The 17835-nt window shown below is 42.8% G+C and carries 21 protein-coding genes; all 21 read right to left on the bottom strand.

The window, feature by feature from the left end; genetic code table 11:
• Positions 1-2: 2 nt before the first annotated feature.
• Positions 3-554, bottom strand: coding sequence for a COG4648 family protein (locus tag F896_RS16395; protein ID WP_016162573.1), 552 nt, complete (start codon positions 552-554; stop codon positions 3-5).
• On the bottom strand, positions 551-799 hold the full coding sequence (locus F896_RS16400; RefSeq protein ID WP_016162572.1) for an acyl carrier protein: 249 nt from the start codon (positions 797-799) through the stop codon (positions 551-553). Before F896_RS16400 ends, F896_RS16395 begins: the two co-directional genes overlap by 4 nt.
• An 11-nt stretch (positions 800-810) precedes the next feature.
• Positions 811-1071: a phosphopantetheine-binding protein gene (locus F896_RS16405; protein ID WP_016162571.1), complete on the bottom strand. Its 261-nt coding sequence runs from the start codon at positions 1069-1071 to the stop codon at positions 811-813.
• The gene (locus F896_RS16410; RefSeq protein ID WP_155765774.1) at positions 1055-1876 is read right to left on the bottom strand and encodes a lysophospholipid acyltransferase family protein; all 822 of its coding nucleotides are present in this window, start codon (positions 1874-1876) and stop codon (positions 1055-1057) included. Before F896_RS16410 ends, F896_RS16405 begins: the two co-directional genes overlap by 17 nt.
• Positions 1861-2475, bottom strand: a complete 615-nt coding sequence (locus tag F896_RS16415) for a beta-ketoacyl synthase chain length factor (RefSeq protein ID WP_016162569.1) — start codon at positions 2473-2475, stop codon at positions 1861-1863. The genes F896_RS16410 and F896_RS16415 overlap by 16 nt, the downstream gene beginning before the upstream one ends.
• A gap of 250 nt (positions 2476-2725) precedes the next feature.
• On the bottom strand, positions 2726-4135 hold the full coding sequence (gene der / locus F896_RS16420; RefSeq protein ID WP_004802653.1) for a ribosome biogenesis GTPase Der: 1410 nt from the start codon (positions 4133-4135) through the stop codon (positions 2726-2728).
• A 176-nt stretch (positions 4136-4311) separates the two neighbouring features.
• The gene (bamB, locus tag F896_RS16425; RefSeq protein ID WP_016162568.1) at positions 4312-5454 is read right to left on the bottom strand and encodes an outer membrane protein assembly factor BamB; all 1143 of its coding nucleotides are present in this window, start codon (positions 5452-5454) and stop codon (positions 4312-4314) included.
• The gene (locus F896_RS16430) at positions 5454-6152 is read right to left on the bottom strand and encodes a YfgM family protein (RefSeq protein WP_016162567.1); all 699 of its coding nucleotides are present in this window, start codon (positions 6150-6152) and stop codon (positions 5454-5456) included. The genes bamB and F896_RS16430 overlap by 1 nt, the downstream gene beginning before the upstream one ends.
• A 29-nt stretch (positions 6153-6181) precedes the next feature.
• Entirely contained in the window at positions 6182-7474 is a 1293-nt protein-coding gene (gene hisS, locus F896_RS16435) for a histidine--tRNA ligase (protein ID WP_016162566.1), read from the bottom strand.
• On the bottom strand, positions 7471-8586 hold the full coding sequence (gene ispG, locus F896_RS16440) for a flavodoxin-dependent (E)-4-hydroxy-3-methylbut-2-enyl-diphosphate synthase (RefSeq protein ID WP_004802647.1): 1116 nt from the start codon (positions 8584-8586) through the stop codon (positions 7471-7473). The genes hisS and ispG overlap by 4 nt, the downstream gene beginning before the upstream one ends.
• A gap of 22 nt (positions 8587-8608) precedes the next feature.
• A complete protein-coding gene (locus F896_RS16445) occupies positions 8609-9403 on the bottom strand; it encodes a helix-turn-helix domain-containing protein (protein WP_004802646.1) in 795 nt (264 codons plus the stop codon).
• Positions 9394-10200, bottom strand: a complete 807-nt coding sequence (pilW, locus tag F896_RS16450) for a type IV pilus biogenesis/stability protein PilW (protein WP_004652529.1) — start codon at positions 10198-10200, stop codon at positions 9394-9396. Before pilW ends, F896_RS16445 begins: the two co-directional genes overlap by 10 nt.
• A gap of 17 nt (positions 10201-10217) precedes the next feature.
• Positions 10218-11453 (bottom strand): dual-specificity RNA methyltransferase RlmN, encoded by a 1236-nt coding sequence (rlmN, locus tag F896_RS16455; protein ID WP_005206346.1) that lies wholly within the window; start codon positions 11451-11453, stop codon positions 10218-10220.
• 121 nt (positions 11454-11574) lie between these two features.
• On the bottom strand, positions 11575-12006 hold the full coding sequence (ndk, locus tag F896_RS16460) for a nucleoside-diphosphate kinase (RefSeq protein ID WP_004652531.1): 432 nt from the start codon (positions 12004-12006) through the stop codon (positions 11575-11577).
• Positions 12007-12113: 107 nt separating this feature from the next.
• On the bottom strand, positions 12114-12314 hold the full coding sequence (iscX, locus tag F896_RS16465; RefSeq protein WP_004664895.1) for a Fe-S cluster assembly protein IscX: 201 nt from the start codon (positions 12312-12314) through the stop codon (positions 12114-12116).
• Between the two features lie 96 nt (positions 12315-12410).
• A complete protein-coding gene (locus F896_RS16470; protein ID WP_004802640.1) occupies positions 12411-12962 on the bottom strand; it encodes a phosphatase PAP2 family protein in 552 nt (183 codons plus the stop codon).
• 38 nt (positions 12963-13000) lie between these two features.
• Complete coding sequence (locus F896_RS16475) at positions 13001-14272, bottom strand: glycosyltransferase family 4 protein (RefSeq protein WP_016162564.1); 1272 nt, start codon at positions 14270-14272, stop codon at positions 13001-13003.
• A 157-nt stretch (positions 14273-14429) separates the two neighbouring features.
• Positions 14430-15269 (bottom strand): symmetrical bis(5'-nucleosyl)-tetraphosphatase, encoded by an 840-nt coding sequence (locus tag F896_RS16480; RefSeq protein ID WP_016162563.1) that lies wholly within the window; start codon positions 15267-15269, stop codon positions 14430-14432.
• Positions 15269-16081, bottom strand: coding sequence for a 16S rRNA (adenine(1518)-N(6)/adenine(1519)-N(6))-dimethyltransferase RsmA (gene rsmA / locus F896_RS16485; protein ID WP_016162562.1), 813 nt, complete (start codon positions 16079-16081; stop codon positions 15269-15271). Before rsmA ends, F896_RS16480 begins: the two co-directional genes overlap by 1 nt.
• Positions 16082-16112: 31 nt before the next feature.
• Entirely contained in the window at positions 16113-17081 is a 969-nt protein-coding gene (gene pdxA / locus F896_RS16490) for a 4-hydroxythreonine-4-phosphate dehydrogenase PdxA (protein ID WP_016162561.1), read from the bottom strand.
• A gap of 77 nt (positions 17082-17158) precedes the next feature.
• Complete coding sequence (locus F896_RS16495; protein WP_016162560.1) at positions 17159-17788, bottom strand: hypothetical protein; 630 nt, start codon at positions 17786-17788, stop codon at positions 17159-17161.
• Positions 17789-17835: the final 47 nt, after the last annotated feature.

The following is a 17835-nucleotide window of genomic DNA, read 5'->3' as shown; positions in this document are numbered from 1 at the left end:
TTTTAAGATATCGTTTGATTTAAACGTTGATGTCTTTTTCGCAAGATGTACTCACCGAGGAATAATATTCCCATCAATAGGTAAGACACAAAGCCATTATAAATGATCCAATACTTCATGGGTGCAAATACTGTTGCCAGCGCAATCATGGCATTTATTGCAAAGAAAAAGCACCAAACCACAGTAACTTTCCGCGTCCACATCACGCCAGAGGCTGGCAGATCAGGCTCAACCAGACGCGCAAAACGCTCAATCATAGACGGTGGTCGATACAGTGTCAGTGCAAAAATGATCAACGCACCAAGACTCATACCCACAGGATAAAGCTTGAGCCAAGCATGGTCTTTTAAAATCAGACTCAATCCACCACAAATAATGGCTAAACCAGTCAGCGGTAACAGCAAATCTTTTTTTGCGCTGAGCAAGCGGCTCATGCCCAAAACAATCAGTAAAACACTGACCCAGATGAACTGTCCATGCGACAGGCTCCATCCAACAATAAAGGGGTACAACACAAAAAATGTGATCAATACCCCTCTAATGAGATGTCTCATTCAGCGGTCATGTTCTGAATAACTGCAACTACATCCTGTACGGTTCTGACCGCTTTAAAATCTTCAGGTTTTACTTGCTTGCCGGTCAGTTCTTTAATTTTAACCACCAGATCGACAGCATCAATACTGTCTACATCTAGATCTTCATATAAATTGGAATCAAGCTGGATATCATCAGGTTCAATTTCGAATAAATCATGCATCCATTCTCTTAACTTTGCCAGCACCTGTTCTTGAGTTAACATCGATCTACTCCTTAACCTGCTTGCTGCACTTCAACCAAAGCAACTAAGCTTTGAACTGATTTAAAATGTTGTTTGGTTTCATCTGATTCTGCATTCAAATGAATGTTATAGCGTTTTTTCAATGCCAAGCCCAACTCGAGCGCATCAATTGAGTCCAAGCCCAAACCCTCACCAAAGAGTGGTGCTTCAGTTTCAATATCACTGATGCCAATATCCTCTAGCGCGAGAACATCAATAATCATTTGCTTTAATTCATCAGCAAGGTTGCTCATTTTTCGATAACTCATTATTAAAAATTTGATAAAAACCCTGATTCAACTGACGCACCTGTTTCGGTGATACTTCTGAATCTGCCAAGATATCTTGGACTTCAATTGCATCCAACACCTTAATCTCGATATGAAAAGGCTGTGCGGGCACATGATACCATTTTTCATTTTTGGTTAAGGTGGATGGCGTACATCTAATCAAAACTGGACGTACCGGCACATTGGCACGAATCGCAATATTGGCCGCTCCACGTTGAAATTCGTTCAAGCACTCGCCTTTTTCAGTTCGCGTGCCTTCAGGAAAGATCAGCAATGAAGCTGCACCCTGCTGTTTTAATCGAAGCACACAGTCTTCAATAAACTGCTGCGAACCCGCATTTAAAATATAACCCGCACTGCGCACTGGTCCACGAGTAAACGGATTTGACCAAAGCGATTGCTTCACCACACAATTGGCCTGCTGCATCAAGCCAATCATCACCACCACATCAATTAAGGTCGGGTGATTGGCAATCACCAACTCTTGGCGGCTATGTTGCAGTTTCTCCAGTCCCTCTACCGAGTAAGTCATTACCCCAAGTTTGACCATCATTTCAGTAAAGCCCTTAAAGCTGTAATGAATGACTTGCTGCGCGCGCTGCTGACGCACAACTGGATTACGGCTGCTTAAATGAACCAAGGGTGCCACAATTGTTGCAATCCCAACCCCACCCGCGCCGAAACTTGCAAAGCTGAAACCTGTTGCTGCAACCCGCCAAGCATAATTGGCTTTCTGTTTAATCTGATTCAGCTTTAACATTTTTTCCATCTCAACACAGATTGGCCTGCTTCAGCAGCCTGCCAAAACTGGTAAAAAGCCAGACTTTCTAATGATTCCGAGCCACTGAGCTGTAAAACTTCCAAATTGGGATGTTCTAAGCTAACGATGGTCGCCAACGCAAATGCGGGGAACTCGACCGTATCGGCATAAACATTTGGTAATGCTTGATCATATGCCACCACCAATACGCGTTGTGCGGTAGCTGTTGATTTTAAAATTGCATAAGCCTCAATCAATGCTTCTGTCCATTCACAGCTTAAACTTGTCGAAGGCGTCGCATCCTGACATAGAATTGAATACAAGCCTGCAATCGCATTGTGAACTGAGGTTGAAAATTGTGTTGGTGATGGTGTTTGTTGTTGTAATACGTCTTGGAGAATATCCAAGGTTTTTTGTTCGTCCCCATATCGGGAAGCCCAAACAATATAATCAACCTGTTGACCATTTAAGCTTGTCAAAGCACTGCTTAATGCCATTTTTGCCAATGCAGATAGACGACGACGCTGCATGGCTGGAATAGCGTCCAACGCAGCATAGTTTTGCTGTGCTTCAATCAACTGAGGCTGCGTTAGATGGAGTTTCAACATGCAATGCACAATCCAATATGGTTTAAAAAATAATCAATTTGTAGAAATTTTGCGGTGGCATTATAGCACTGGTGCGAAATTTAACAAAAAATAATTTTTATTATATTTCAATAACTTATATTATTTATTTTAAATAAAAGCCAAAGCTAAACTAAACTAAACTAAAACATGCATTGTTTATATGAACTAACAAAACAATAGCATCAAAAAAGCCCAAAGCAAACTTTGGGCTTTTATCATCAAGACCAGCTTAACGTTTGAATTTCTTTTCCGCTTTCTTGAACTTCTGAACATAGCGACGTTTACGTGCCGCTACACGCTCATCGACTTGAGATTTACGCCCTTCGAATGGGTTATCTGATGTTTTGAAATCTACACGAACTGGCGTTCCTTCCAGTTTATAAACTTTACGGAACACGTTCTCAAGATAACGACGATAGTCCGCAGGTGTTTTATCAACCTTATTACCATGAATCACGATGGTTGGCGGGTTCTGCCCCCCCATATGCGCATAACGCATTTTGATTCGTTTACCACCAATCATTGGCGGTTGGTGCGCTTCAGTCGCATCATTCAAGATCTGAGTAAGCTTCGCAGGAGAAACTTTTAAGTGTGATGAGTCATAAGCGCGATGGATGGTTGGGTACATTTCTCCCACACCCGTGCCATGCAACGCTGAGATTAAATGTACTTTGGCCCAAGGAATAAAGTCAAAACGACGATCAACATCCAACTTACATTGTTTACGATCATACTCGGTCATGTTGTCCCATTTGTTGATCGCAATCACCATGGCACGACCTGCTTCAAGCGCATAACCAATCAAATGTAAATCTTGTTCGACCACCCCTTCACGGGCATCAAGTACCACCACAATCACATGCGCATCTTTAATCGCTTGTAGTGTTTTCACGATTGAGAACTTCTCAATCATTTCCTCTACTTTGCCTTTACGGCGTACACCTGCTGTGTCGATCAAGGTATATTGACGACCATCGCGCTCATAAGGAATATAAATTGAGTCACGGGTTGTACCCGGTTGGTCAAATGCAACCACACGGTCTTCACCCAAAAGGCGATTGACTAGAGTCGATTTACCTACGTTAGGACGACCAATAATTGCTAAGCGTAGACCTGTTGCTTTGTCATGTTCTTCTGGATTCTCATCTTCTGGAACCTCAGCCAAGACATCTTCAAGCATCTGTTGTACGCCACGTCCATGACTCGCCGCAACTTGTAATGGCTCACCCATACCAAGCTTATAAAACTCAACCAGAGCAGCTTCAGCATGTACACCATCTACTTTGTTGGCAACCAGATATACTTTCTTGCCTAGGGTACGCAATTCACGAGCGATTTGCTCATCTGACGCCAAGAGGCCAGCTCGCGCATCGACAACAAACACAATGATGTCTGCTTCATGAATCGCAGTTTTCGACTGCTCTGCCATGTAAGAGTCGATGCCACCTTCGTTCTCACCAATACCACCCGTATCGACAACAATGAACGATTTATTTTGATAAACCGCATCGCCGTATTTGCGGTCACGAGTTAAACCAGCGAAGTCAGCAACCAAAGCATCACGACTTTTGGTGATTTGGTTAAATAGCGTTGATTTTCCGACGTTTGGACGACCAATGAGCGCAATAACGGGTTTCATAGATTAACCTTAATTCAGACGAGCCATCGTTGATGACATCGTATCAGAAACAGTATGGAAGATTTTGGTGATCAAGTAATCACAATAAAAATTCGGGGTTTTGTTTAAACAAATACCCCGATCATTCTTTTATTAGCAATAGCTAATTGAGCATTTTACCACAAGCTAAGACAAAATTAACGATTCTGCCAAATGGTTAATGCACCTTTTCGTGTTGCGACATAAAGCTGATTGTCAATCACACGTAATGAGCGAACTTCACCACTGGTTTTGGCACGACCAATTAGCTTACCTGAGACTGGATTAATCAGATGAATCACACCATCCAAATCACCCACAACAAGGTTTTGTCCTAGCATGACAGGATTGCTGAGCTTACGATTCAGCAATTCTTCATTTTGCCAAACCAACTCACCTGTTGCCAAGTTATATGCATTCAACTTGCCATCTGTAGTCGCAACGAAAACTTTATCATCCGCAACTTCAGCACTATTGGTACTGCTCGCATCTTCGCTCCACACCACACGTTGTGTCGCAAGATCGGTCACAGTCACTTGACCTTGGAAGCTCGTCGTCACCAGATATTGACCTGAAATAACTGGATCGCCAACCACATCCACTAATCGCTGAATGTCAGAACGACCTTCACTAATCGCTACACGACGTTGGAAACGCGGTACACCACTAATGATATCCAAAGCATAAACATAGGCATTGGCAGAACCAATTAACACAGTACGCTCATCTAAACGAACAGGTGCTGGTTGACCACGCAAACTAAACTGAACATTGGGTAACTTATACGCCCAAACCTGTTGTCCTGTCGCTGCGTCATGCGCAAATACCGTACCATCATTGGCAATGGTAATCACACGACCCGACTGAATCAACGAAGGAGATAAAATGGCACCCGACAATTTCGCGGTCCACTTCTGTTCACCTGTGGCTTGGTCTAAAGCAAATAACTGACCTTTGCGATTACCGCTCACCACAATTCCCTCACCGGCTTCTACACCGGCAGTGAGTTCTTGTTTAGTAATTTTACTTTTCCAAAGACGCTGTTTACCTTTGTATGCAGAAACCTGACCATCTGGGTCAATCGCAAAAATCACACCATTGTCTGTATCCAACTGCAAACGTAAAGCTTCAGCAGCATCCGTAGACGAGACACTTTGTGAAAACACAAGGTTTAAATTTTGTTCTTGCGTGATTTTTGGCAATGGGTTCGGTTTTGCTTCTTTTACTTTATTGCTTGAACAACCAACGAGTAAAGCTGAAGCAATTGCAATTGCCAAAGGTAGTTTTAGTTTATTCTGCATTAAGACTCATCCACTTTGGTATCTAAGATCGGGCGCTCAAACTCAGGATCATCTACTAAAACGCCAACACTTTCGAGTTTAATTTGTAAAAGCTGACGTTCTTGTTTACGCTCGAGCAGGTTATCCCATGCACTTTGATATGCTTTACGAGCAGATTCATTGTCTTTTTTCGCAACAAAAATATCACCACGAAGTTCATCAGCAGTCGCCTTGAACGCAGGATCAGTCACGCTAGTTAAGGTTTTTAAAGCGTCATCGTATTTGCTTTGCGCCAATTGCGCATCCGCTAAACGTAATTTAACAATTTGAACTAAACCCGCATCTTTAACTTTTGAAGTTTCTACTTTCTTCAAGGCTTTTTCAGCAGCAGCATAATCTTGCTTGTCATAAGCAAGTTTCGCCATAATAAATTGTGTTTGAATCGCTTGAGCAGAATCCGGATCATCTTTCACAATTTTATCCGCTGCTTCAGATAAGCTGGCAAAAGCATTCGGTTGACCTGATGCCGCTTTCGCCTCATCCATCAACTTCTGTACCTTTGCTGTCTGGTTCTGGGCTTCAGCAAGGTTTTTCTTTTGCCAGTATTCCCATCCGAAAAAGGCAATCAAGGCAATGAGAATTCCGCTAATCATTGCAGAACCATATTTTTTGGCAAACGACTTTAAACTGTCGAGTTGTTCTTCATCACTTAGACTCATGTGATTGTCCTTTTCCTAAACTTTGCAATTTATTGTTTAAATTTTTCGATAAAGAATGGTGTCAGTTCAGCCAAGGCTACTTGAGACTGTTCAGCCGTTGCAAGTTGCTTCACTAATAACTGCTGAGATTCCCACTCACGCTCACCCAAAATAACCGCATAGGTTGCACCAGACTGATCCGCCTTCTTCATTTGGCTTTTCATGCTGCCCTGAGATCCTGTTTTTAAACGAATCGTGCTATTTTCCGCTTCCAATTGGTCACGAATTTGCTCTGCCAAGACTAGCGCTTTAGCTTGATAAGCAGGTTCAGCTAACAAGAAGATTTCGCAATCACGAACATCTTTGGTTTGTTCAACTTGCTCAAGCAACAGTAGCAAACGCTCCATACCCATGGCAAAACCAACTGCAGGTACCGACTGATCAGCCTTACCTTTCAACTGGCCAACCAAACCATCATAGCGACCACCCGCACAAACTGTACCCTGTGAACCCAACATTGTGGTGGTCCACTCAAATACCGTTTTGTTGTAGTAGTCCAAACCACGCACTAACTTTTGGTTAATCACAAATTCAATGCCAGCATCGCTTAAATATTGCTGCAATTGCTGAAAGTGATTGATTGAATCTTCTTTGAGGAAATCATGCAACTTCGGTGCATTTTCCAAAATCTTTTGCGTCGATTCAATCTTAGAATCCAAAATACGTAATGGATTGGTGCTTAAACGACGTTGCGAGTCTTCATCCAACGCATCTTTGTGTTGGTTTAGAAACTCAACTAATGCTGCACGGTATTCTGCACGCTCATCGGTTTCCCCCAAGGTATTCAACTCAAGTTGAACCTTGTCAGCAATACCCATATGCTTCCACAAACGCGCTGTGAGTAAAATTAACTCTGCATCGATATCTGGTGTTGCCACACCAAAAGTTTCTACACCAAACTGGTGGAACTGACGGTAACGGCCCTTTTGTGGTTTTTCATAACGGAACATTGGCCCCATATACCACACACGCGGCGTCGCGCCACGCAACAAATTATGTTCAAGCAAAGCACGTACACAACCTGCCGTTCCTTCAGGACGCAACGTCAGTGATTCTGGCGGCGTACCTTTGTCGAAAAAGGTATACATTTCTTTTTCAACAATATCGGTCGCATCGCCAATGGCACGCTTGAATAAACCTGTTTGCTCAACGATTGGCAAACGGATTTGTTGATAACCATATGCATCCATTAACGATGCAAGTTGTTGTTCCAGACTTCTCCAAGCCGCAGTTTGCGTTGGAAGGGTGTCATTAAAACCTTTGATAGCGACAATTGAACTCATGATGAACTACGAATAATTACTTTAGATTTTGCTTCTTCAAGCTCTTGAACACGTTGACGAACCATTGTTTCAATTTCATCAACCAGCTGATTTGTATCGATTAAATGGCTCTTTTCACCATTTCGATAGACCAGTGAACGAGGTGATGCACCTACAATCCCGATATCAGCTTCTTTGGCTTCACCAGGACCATTCACTTTACATCCGATGACAGACAAGTCCATCGGGGTACGAATATCTTCTAAACGCTCTTCCAAGGCCTGCATCACTTGAATCACATTGAATTCCTGACGTGAACAGCTTGGACAAGCAATAAAGTTAATCCCATTTGAGCGTAAGCCCAACGATTTTAAAATATCAAAACCGATTTTAATTTCATCTTCTGGTTCAGCCGCAAGCGAGATACGCATGGTATCCCCGATGCCTTCCATCAACAGTCCACCTAGTGCGATGGCTGATTTCACTGTACCTGTACGATAAATCCCTGCCTCAGTTACACCAAGGTGTAACGGATTATCAATCTGTTGAGACAGCAAGCGATAAGCATCCATGGTCAAGAACACATTCGATGCTTTAACACTCACCTTAAACTCATGGAAATCCAAACGGTCGAGAATGTCGATATGACGCATTGCCGATTCAAGTAAGGCCTGCCCTGTTGGCTCGCCATATTTCACTTGTAAGTCTTTTTCCAGAGACCCAGCATTGACCCCAATACGAATCGAAATACCATGATGTTTTGCTGCAGCAACCACTTCACGCACTTTCTGATCCGAACCGATATTACCTGGATTGATACGTAAACAGTCTGCGCCATAATCCGCAACCGCTAAAGCAATACGATGATCAAAATGAATATCTGCCACCAAAGGTACAGAAACGCGTTTACGAATCGCGCCAAACGCCTCTGCTGCTTCCATCGACGGTACTGAAACACGCATGATATCCGCACCTGCATCTGCACAACGCTGGATTTGCGCCACAGTTGCATCCACATCACAGGTTTCAGTATTGGTCATACTTTGAACACTGATCGGGGCATCACCACCGACATACACTGAACCAACACGGATTTTTCGTGTTGGACGGCGTTTAATTGGATTCACAATCATCGTATAGCTCTACTCTTTGGCATTAACGAGACAAACGGAATTCTGCTTTTCCATTGACCGTATATGGAGACAAGGAAATTTGCTCCTGATTTAAAGTCAATGCTACTGCGGTCGCATCATCTAAACGAATTTGAAATGGCGATTCGCCACTTAAAGTCAAAGTTGATGCTTGACGACCTGTTGCCAATACTTTACCTGTTGCATCGACAATATGCACAGAAGTTGGTCGATTAAAATTCAACACCAATTGGTCACCAGATGTTGCAGTGGTGGTATTCCCCATCGGCAAAATCTGAACATCCGAATTTTTGATCTTTGGTACATCATCTTCATCTTTATGGCTTGATGTCCAATTCTGCACCGCCATAACTGCCAACCACGCTAAAACTGCAACAGCCGCCACGATTGCAATACGTTTTAACCAGATACGGTTACGTACACTTTTCGAACCTGATAATTTCCCCATAATTTTAATTGGAGAATTATTCAAGGCATGGCTGGCTTTCAGTCCAGTATCATTGACATAGATTTCATCAAAACGCTGAATGATCGCACTGGCATCTGCATTTAAATGCTTTGCATAAGCTCGATAATAACCTTTGATAAAAGTTGCTTCAGGTAATGATTTATAATCATCTTGCTCTAATGCTGTCAATGTTTTGACAGGCATATTCAATACGTTTGCAATCTCTTCAATTTCTTTCTTTTGTGCAATACGAATTTGACGCAAATACTCACCAGGTCGTTGAATATTTCCTAAGGTTGACGATGGCGAGGTTGAGCCAGTTGGCTGATGTGAATTTGGATTTATTTCCATACGGCCTCAGTACTGTACTGTAATTGCAAATAACGTTGATATTCTGGACTATCAGGAAAGAGTGCGCGCAGTTGATTGACTAACACTTGCATTCCTAATTGATCCGCATTCGCTCGAGCAATGCGTAGACCAATCCAAAGTGCCCGAGCACCTTGGTTTTTCTGTCCCACGTTACGAACATATTGTTCGTATAGTTGCGATGCATCTCTATTATTTTGTTGCAAATAGAAAATTTCCGCCAACTCTAACATTGAAATGGTTGCATTTCGATTCGCTTGTAGCGCTTGTTTGAATGATTTTTCAGCATTCGCAACATCGCCCAATTTCAAATAGATTCGTCCTAGGTTTTCCAACGACTGAAAACGCTGTTCATATCCTAAGGTTGCACCCGCACGAGTAAATTGCTCAATGGCATCATTATAGCGTTGCTGCTGATACAAATATGTACCGTAATTATTACGCGCTTGAGCATTATCAGGTTCTGAGGAAATTGCACGCTTAAAATAAGCTTCTGCTTTTTCCATATTGGTCTTGCTACCTTCTTGTTGCAGCAAGATGCCCATCATCATGTTGGCATTGGCATCACGTGAATCAACTTTTAGAGCTTGGTCAAGCGAACGCTTGGCTGCGTCTAAATCACGATTACGAATATATTCTGCTGCAAGTTGGGTACGGACTTGCACTGCTTTTTCTGGATCTTTTTTTAATGTTGAAGATGTTGATTGACATGCTGTCAGGCCAAGTAAAGTAAACACAACAGCTGTCGCAATAATCGTTTTTGGTCGAGTGGTATTCAACGCCTTTTCCCCAAGTATTATCCTTGTGTGCGCAAAATTTCTTGTTGTTGCGCCACTTTCTTTTTCCATTGTTCAGCACGACGAGTACGGTCAGCAACCTGTCCTACCAATTGTCCACACGCTGCATCGATATCATCACCACGTGTCTGACGAATCGTACACACAAATCCGGCATCCGACAAAGTTTTTTGGAAAGCAATAATACGGTTACGGCTCGAACGACCATACGGTGCATGCGGGAACGGGTTAAATGGAATAAGATTGATTTTACTCGGTAAGTTTTTCAATAGCTTTAACAGTTGTTGTGCATGTTCAGGCTTATCATTGACACCGTCCAACATCACGTATTCGATGGTGACATGGCGACGTGAGCTTTCATTGCCATCTTTAGCGAGATAACGCTGGCAAGCAGCAATTAACTGTTGTAATGGATATTTTTTATTGATTGGAACAAGTTCATTACGCAATTCATCATTTGGTGCATGTAGTGAAATTGCCAAAGCAACATCGATATCTTGCGCCAGCTGATCAATTTTCGGTACTACACCTGAAGTCGATAAGGTTACACGGCGTTTCGACATGCCATAAGCAAAGTCGTCCAGCATTAACTGCATAGAACTGAGTACAGCATCATAGTTGAGTAAAGGTTCACCCATACCCATCATCACCACATTGGTCACGGTACGTTCGCGTTCAGCCACAGGTACCTCTTCCATATAGGAATAGTTCGCCATCCACAACTGACCAATGATTTCTGCTGGCGTGAGGTCACGCTGGAAACCTTGTTTACCTGTAGAACAGAATGAACAATCCAATGCACAGCCCACTTGTGATGAAATACACAAGGTCTTACGTGCACCTGTTTTATCTTCCGCAGGAATCAATACGGTTTCAACTAGAGAACCTTCACCGTCCCCTACGCGGAACACCCACTTACGGGTACCATCTTTAGAGTAGTTACGATGCACTACATCAGGCGCTTTAATTTCACAAATCTTTTCGAGTTTCTCTCGTAATTTGCCTGAGATATTGCTCATCTCAGCAAAATCAGTCACAAAATATTGATGAATCCATTTCATGACCTGACCCGCACGAAATTTCTTTTCGCCTAAGTCTTCGAAGAATTTTTCTAATTCAGCCCGAGACATGCCAAGTAAATTTACTTTTTTCTCGGCAGCATGAACGACAGGCGTAGAAACAGACTGTTGTTTTTCATCTAAATTTTCTGATGAAACGACCACTGCAGAACTCATGTATATTTACCTAAACAATATCGACGCTAAAAAATGCTGTGCATTATTCGCACAACACAAGCTATAAGAAATAAAAAACCAGATAAGTAGTATACCACTTATCTGGTCTGAATACTTTGGATTAACGAGTGCGTGGGCAAATCTCGTTATCAGCAAAGAAGTAAGCGATTTCACGCTCAGCAGAAGCAACTGAGTCAGAACCGTGAGCAGCATTTTCGTCGATGCTTACAGCAAAGTCAGCGCGGATTGTGCCTGGAGCAGCTTCTTTAGGATTAGTCGCACCCAAGATTTCGCGGTGAGCAAGAACAGCGTTTTCGCCTTCAAGAACTGAAACAACCACTGGACCAGAAGTCATGAATGCAACTAAGTCAGCAAAGAAACCACGTTCTTTATGCTCAGCATAGAAACCTTCAGCATCAGCTTGAGAAAGGTGTTTCATTTTAGTTGCAACAATTTTCAAACCTGATTTTTCGAAACGAGCAAAAATGTCGCCGATGTGGTTTTTAGAAACTGCATCTGGTTTTACGATAGATAAAGTACGTTCAATCGCCATGATTGACTCCTATTATGGTTTAAACTAAAAAATTTGCCGCATTATACCGATGTCATCGCTAATAATCAGCTTGAATATGCAAAACTTAAGCGTTTTCTGACGAATTTTTAACGAACTTCATCTAGCCATGCCATTTGAATGGCTTCAAGCAAACCTTCAGTTGACTTATTTGGGTCATCATTAAAGTCAGGCAAAGCACAAACCCACGCATGTAAATCGGTAAAACGGATCCATTGAGGATCTACATCTGGATGTGCTTCGGTGAGTTCAATCGCAATATCAATCGTATCTGTCCAACGTAAGCCCATATGACAACCTAAATAAATATGTGTAATTGAGCGTACTTTAACAAATCATGCAATTTAAGAGATAGTGTTCTGTCGCTAAATTCGAGATAAAACACCTTATAAAGCGATATTGGCAGTTGGGGCGAACAAGATAATGCCACTGGCAACCGATGCACCAATCATCGCACCCACAATCACATCACTTGGATAATGCAAGCCGAGTACCATTCGAGATAAGGCAACCAAAATCGTGAATGGCAGCATCAACAGCAATAGTAGAGGTTGAATATAACCTAAAGTGATGGTCACCATGACCGCATGTAAAGTGTGGCCTGATGGAAAACTAAAATGATCGAGCGGTCGCTCACCCAACACAATCACTTGATGCACCTGATAAGGTCTTGGCCGCGTGGTTTTATTTTTTAAAAACTTATAGATTAAGGTTCCGACAGAACCTGCCGCAATCACATACAATATTTGCAGACCGTATGCCAGACCTTGCATTGCCCATACAGACAACAACATGACATACCAAAATGGTCCATCCCCCAAACGACTGATCGTTTTAAAAAATAAAGCGATCCGTTGTGACTGAGAGAGATGATTGAGGTAGACACACCCTTTTAAATCTAAATCGAGTATTTTTATTTTTGCATTTTGAAGATTCATACGATTTCTCCTCTTTTTGAGAGTAGCTTAGGTCGCGGTCATGGGAGACTCCTCACGACTTGATACAATGCTTGTTCTAATTGTTGTACTGGAAACTGCCAGCTACTTTGCTGCACACTTTCACTGGCCAATAAGCCCATTTGTCGTAATTGCGGCAAGGCAGGTAATTGGCAAATTGATTGAATCAGATGATCTGTTTGTCCCAATGGACTCAACCAACCAGTGACATTCGGTTGTACATGCTGATGTGCGCAAACATAATCATAGGCCACCACCGCTAAGCCACTGGCAATTGCTTCTAAGACCACATTTCCAAACGTATCGGCTTGGCTGGCAAAGGCAAAAACATCGGCACTGGCATAAGCGGCTGAGAGTTCACGGCCACTTAGACTGCCCATAAAAATAATGTCATCCGATTGTGCCATCTTACCCAGACGGGCACGATCAGGGCCGTCACCGACAATCACAAATTTGCTATTTTTGCCTTGTTGAGCCTGTAATGCATGAAAGCTTTTAATCAGCACATCGACTTCTTTTTCTGGTGATAAACGTCCGACATACAACATCACTCGGGTATCGGCATCAACACCCCATTGTTGGCGCAGTTGTTGTGAACGGTGCTTGGCTGAAAATTTTTCAGTATCCACACCACGCCCGACCACTACTAATGGGCAAGTCACACCGAAACCACGTAAAGCTTGTTCGGTATATTGGCTTGGCACACAGGTCACATCGGTACTGTTATGAAACCAAGTTAAATAACGCTGAATTGGTTTAACCAAGAAAGCCAAGTCAAAGAAACGGCTGAAATCATGAAAGGCTGAATGAAAACCACTGGAGACTGCGATTTTTCTTGATTTTGCTGCTTGCAAGGCAGTTAAACCCAAAGGCCCTTCTGTCACAATATGCACCACATCTGGGGCAAATTTTTCAAAGGCTTTGGACACTTTAATATATTGCGGCCAACCAAACTGAATACTTGGATATTTCGGAATCGGCTGTGACATCACCAGACATTCTTGTTCAGGGTGAAACTCGGTACAGACTGCTTTTTGGGTTGGTCGTACCAATAAAATTTTATGTCCAAGTCGTTGTAACCCTTGGCACAATTGCATCATCGACAGCGCCACGCCATTGATTTCTGGCGGCCAAGTTTCAGTCACAATGGCAATTCGGAGACGAGGACGAACGAGATCACGAAGCTCAGACAGTTCATCTTGTTTATTTTTGAGTTGTTTCCTTTTAAAGTAAAATTTAAAATTTTCAGGAAACTCTTGCTTGAATAGAGATGTCGCGTATGTACTTTGCATATCGCCATCCATTTGTGTCGTTATTTTCATGCTTTCAGCTTAAAAACATTATTTGACACTTTAATGATCAGTCTATGACAGTTTTTTGACAGCCTTAAAATAAAAAATGCCCGATTTTTAGTATAAAAATGGGCATTTAAAAGAGATCACGGGCTGATCAAGCTAAAGGATTATCCACCGCAAACATGTGTTGATCTTCCAAACGGAACGCCATCAATTGCTGTCCCCAAACACAACCACCATCGACATTTTGAATTTGAGCACTAATGGTCTTGCCCTGCAAAGCCGCCCAATGTCCAAAAATCAACTGATGGGTCTGTGCTGCCTGACTTTCAAACTCAAACCATGGTTGAAAACCTACTGGCATTGGTGCATCGAGCGCATCTTTAAAATCAAACTCTAAACGCCCTGTTGCATCAGTTAAACGCATTCGGGTGAGATAATTGGTAATACAGCGCAAGCGTGGCATACCTGTGAGTTCATCTGACCATAGATCAGGTTGTGAGCCATACATTTCTGCAAGAAAGCCATCTAAGACCGAAAGATCGTCATGACCAACCACCTGTTGTACTTCTTGTGCCAATACCACAGTTTGTTCGGCATTCCAGATACACGGCACACCTGCATGGGTAAGCAAAGTCTGTGCATTTGGAGATAAGCTCAACGGCTGTTTACGCAACCAGTCGATCAACTCATCACCATCAATGGCATCAATCACTTCTTGAGTATGATCTTTGTCTTTGGCCTTTTTGAAACCACGGGCACAGGCAATCAAGGTCAGGTCATGATTACCTAATACTGTTGCAGCAGCGCCACGATCAGCCAGCTTTTTAATAAAGCGTAAGGCACCAACCGAGTTTTCACCACGCGCAACCAAATCACCTGCAAACCATAAAAAGTCTTGGTCTGGATCAAAACGAATTTCTTTCAGCAACGCTTTCAATGCTTCGAAACAGCCTTGCACATCACCAATGACGTAGTTATAGCGTTTAGACATTAAGACACCATCTGATCAGAAAGTGCCACAAAGTCAGCTAGGCTTAAGGTTTCTGGACGTGCCATCGGATCAACACCTGCTTTTTCAAAACCGTCTTCCACCAACATGCCTTTTAAGCTATTGCGTAAGGTCTTACGGCGCTGGGTAAACACATGTCCGACTAAACGAGCAAGTGCTTTCTCATTTTTTGCCACGATTGGTTTAGTTGCATATGGTTCTAAACGGAAAACTGCTGAAGTTACCTTCGGTGGTGGGTTAAATGAACCTGGTGGCACTTCAAATAAAAAGGTTGGCTTGCAGTAATACTGAATCATGACCGATAAACGACCATATTCTTTGGTATTTGGCGTCGCCGTAATACGGTCAACCACTTCTTTCTGCAACATGAAATGCATGTCTTTGACCTTGTCACCAAACTCCAAGAGATGGAACAACAAAGGCGTAGAAATGTTATATGGTAAATTTCCAACCACACGCAGTGGACGACCATCTTTAAACAACTCGGTGAAATCGTATTTCAACGCATCGGCTTCAATAATGGTCAAACGTTCAGGATGAGGTACACGCCCAGGTAACCCTGCTGCCAAATCGCGATCCAGCTCAACCACGGTCAACGCATCACATTCACCAATCAAGGGCGATGTTAATGCAGCCAAACCCGGTCCAATTTCAACAATATTTTCGCCTGTACGTGGATTCACTGAGCGTACAATTTTGGCAATCACACGTTGATCATGTAAAAAGTTCTGACCAAAACGTTTTCGAGCCTGATGCCCTTCATCTTTAGGGTTTAGGGCATTAATTTGATACATAATAATTCCAACGTGAATAATTTCTTGCCCATCAGTGACGGGCTAAATCAAGTGCTAAATCCACCGCAACATGCAAGCTTGATGCTTTTGCCTGTCCAGTGCCTGCAAGAGATAGTGCTGTACCATGATCGACCGAAGTTCGAATAAATGGCAAGCCTAGTGTAATGTTAACTGCTTCACCAAAGCCTTGTGATTTTAACACAGGTAGACCTTGATCGTGATACATCGCTAAAACAGCATCAGCATCTTTTAAATTTTCAGGGGTAAATAAGGTATCCGCAGGTAAACTGAGGCTCATGTTAATCCCCTGTGCGCGATAACTTTCCAGCACAGGATTAATTACTTCGATTTCTTCTCGACCTAAATAGCCATCCTCACCTGCATGCGGATTTAAACCGCAAACCAAAATCCGTGGCTGTGCAATTTTAAACTTGCTCTTTAAGTCATGAATCAGGATATCAATGACTTGCTGCAAACGTTCTGAAGTAATCGCATCAGGTACATCCCGTAACGGTAAATGAGTCGTTGCCAAAGCCACACGTAAGCTTTTGGTCGCCAGCATCATCACCACACGCTCGATAGCTGCAAACTCTTGGTAATATTCGGTATGTCCGCTAAATGCGATGCCTGCTTCATTAATAATTGATTTTTGTACTGGTGCAGTTGCCACACCCACACTCTGTCCAGACATCGCATAATCGGCCGAACGACGTAATTGTTCTAGCACATAAGCGGCATTGGCTGAATCTAGCTGCCCTAAAACAACCGTTTTGGCTAAAGGCACATGCTCAACAAAAAGTTGTCCTTTCAAGCTGGACTGGGTCTGCCCTTGATATGCAATCAGCTCGACATTCATTTCTAACTGATCGGCACGTTGTTGCAACATCTGTATATCGGCAAGCACAACCACAGGGCGCTCATCGATGCGCTCGGCCAAACTCAGACAGATATCTGGGCCGATTCCCGCAGGTTCGCCTGAAGTGACATATAAAGGAAGCATAGACCACGCTCATCTTTTTGATTAGCGCTTAGTGTAACCAAAATCTAAAAGCAGCTATAGCCCTTCCATTTTATAAATTATTTGACTTCAGAATTTGTGGTCGCTTTGGGTAAGTTTTGAGGCACTAGATTCGAAGGTACGAACTCGACCTTGCGTGTCCACGGATTAATCTTAGGCTGTACTTTCTTCTCAGCCTGTACCATCACTGCTTCTTCTTTTTTCTCAGGGACTGCTACAGTACTCGCGGATTTATCTGCCAACGAATTGCTAACAGTTTCTTTCTTTTCAGTCACTTGTACGGTTTGAGTCTCTTTTTTCTCCACAGGAGTAGGTGCAACCGCTGCACTGACTGGGCGTATATATGGTGCTGCGATTGATCCTTGTTTGACAACTGTTTGTGTGGTTGGTTGCTGAACAGGCTGTGCAGTTGTATTGGTCGCTTGTCCTTGCAAATTCATTTGATCGACAGGAATCTCAATCGCTTTCATTTCTGCAGTCACAGCCATTGAAGGGTCAACGTGATCGTTGCCACGACTTTCCAGCACTTCAAGCTTACGACTGGTGCCCTCTTTAGGCTGAAATTCTGAATAATTGGTGACGCTGGTCTGATCTACCCATTTATAAAGTCGTCGTGCATTGGTTTGTGTTGAACAAACGCCAATTAATAATGTGACTACAACAATTTTTGTAGAAAACGACAACTTCATCAAATTCCCCGAGAGAAGAGGTAAATACTTCTATTTATTTCAAATAA

This window comes from Acinetobacter genomosp. 15BJ, from assembly GCF_000400715.1.
Lineage (GTDB): Bacteria > Pseudomonadota > Gammaproteobacteria > Pseudomonadales > Moraxellaceae > Acinetobacter.
Note: the sequence above shows the minus strand (reverse complement) of the source record. Positions and strands in the feature narration are given on the sequence as shown.

Bases quoted from the DNA above. Each gene is read 5' to 3' on its own strand.
- F896_RS16475 (WP_016162564.1), bottom strand. From the start codon at position 14,272: ATGCAAAGTACATACGCGACATCTCTATTCAAGCAAGAGTTTCCTGAA.
- iscX (WP_004664895.1), bottom strand. From the start codon at position 12,314: ATGGGCTTACGTTGGACAGATACGATTGATATTGCGATTGAACTCACC.
- F896_RS16395 (WP_016162573.1), bottom strand. From the start codon at position 554: ATGAGACATCTCATTAGAGGGGTATTGATCACATTTTTTGTGTTGTAC.
- hisS (WP_016162566.1), bottom strand. From the start codon at position 7,474: ATGAGTTCAATTGTCGCTATCAAAGGTTTTAATGACACCCTTCCAACG.
- F896_RS16415 (WP_016162569.1), bottom strand. From the start codon at position 2,475: ATGTTGAAACTCCATCTAACGCAGCCTCAGTTGATTGAAGCACAGCAA.
- F896_RS16410 (WP_155765774.1), bottom strand. From the start codon at position 1,876: ATGGAAAAAATGTTAAAGCTGAATCAGATTAAACAGAAAGCCAATTAT.
- F896_RS16405 (WP_016162571.1), bottom strand. From the start codon at position 1,071: ATGAGCAACCTTGCTGATGAATTAAAGCAAATGATTATTGATGTTCTC.
- der (WP_004802653.1), bottom strand. From the start codon at position 4,135: ATGAAACCCGTTATTGCGCTCATTGGTCGTCCAAACGTCGGAAAATCA.
- F896_RS16445 (WP_004802646.1), bottom strand. From the start codon at position 9,403: ATGGAAATAAATCCAAATTCACATCAGCCAACTGGCTCAACCTCGCCA.
- F896_RS16480 (WP_016162563.1), bottom strand. From the start codon at position 15,269: ATGTCTAAACGCTATAACTACGTCATTGGTGATGTGCAAGGCTGTTTC.
- rsmA (WP_016162562.1), bottom strand. From the start codon at position 16,081: ATGTATCAAATTAATGCCCTAAACCCTAAAGATGAAGGGCATCAGGCT.
- F896_RS16430 (WP_016162567.1), bottom strand. From the start codon at position 6,152: ATGAGTCTAAGTGATGAAGAACAACTCGACAGTTTAAAGTCGTTTGCC.
- F896_RS16470 (WP_004802640.1), bottom strand. From the start codon at position 12,962: ATGAATCTTCAAAATGCAAAAATAAAAATACTCGATTTAGATTTAAAA.
- F896_RS16400 (WP_016162572.1), bottom strand. From the start codon at position 799: ATGTTAACTCAAGAACAGGTGCTGGCAAAGTTAAGAGAATGGATGCAT.
- bamB (WP_016162568.1), bottom strand. From the start codon at position 5,454: ATGCAGAATAAACTAAAACTACCTTTGGCAATTGCAATTGCTTCAGCT.
- ispG (WP_004802647.1), bottom strand. From the start codon at position 8,586: ATGATTGTGAATCCAATTAAACGCCGTCCAACACGAAAAATCCGTGTT.
- pdxA (WP_016162561.1), bottom strand. From the start codon at position 17,081: ATGCTTCCTTTATATGTCACTTCAGGCGAACCTGCGGGAATCGGCCCA.
- rlmN (WP_005206346.1), bottom strand. From the start codon at position 11,453: ATGAGTTCTGCAGTGGTCGTTTCATCAGAAAATTTAGATGAAAAACAA.
- F896_RS16495 (WP_016162560.1), bottom strand. From the start codon at position 17,788: ATGAAGTTGTCGTTTTCTACAAAAATTGTTGTAGTCACATTATTAATT.
- ndk (WP_004652531.1), bottom strand. From the start codon at position 12,006: ATGGCGATTGAACGTACTTTATCTATCGTAAAACCAGATGCAGTTTCT.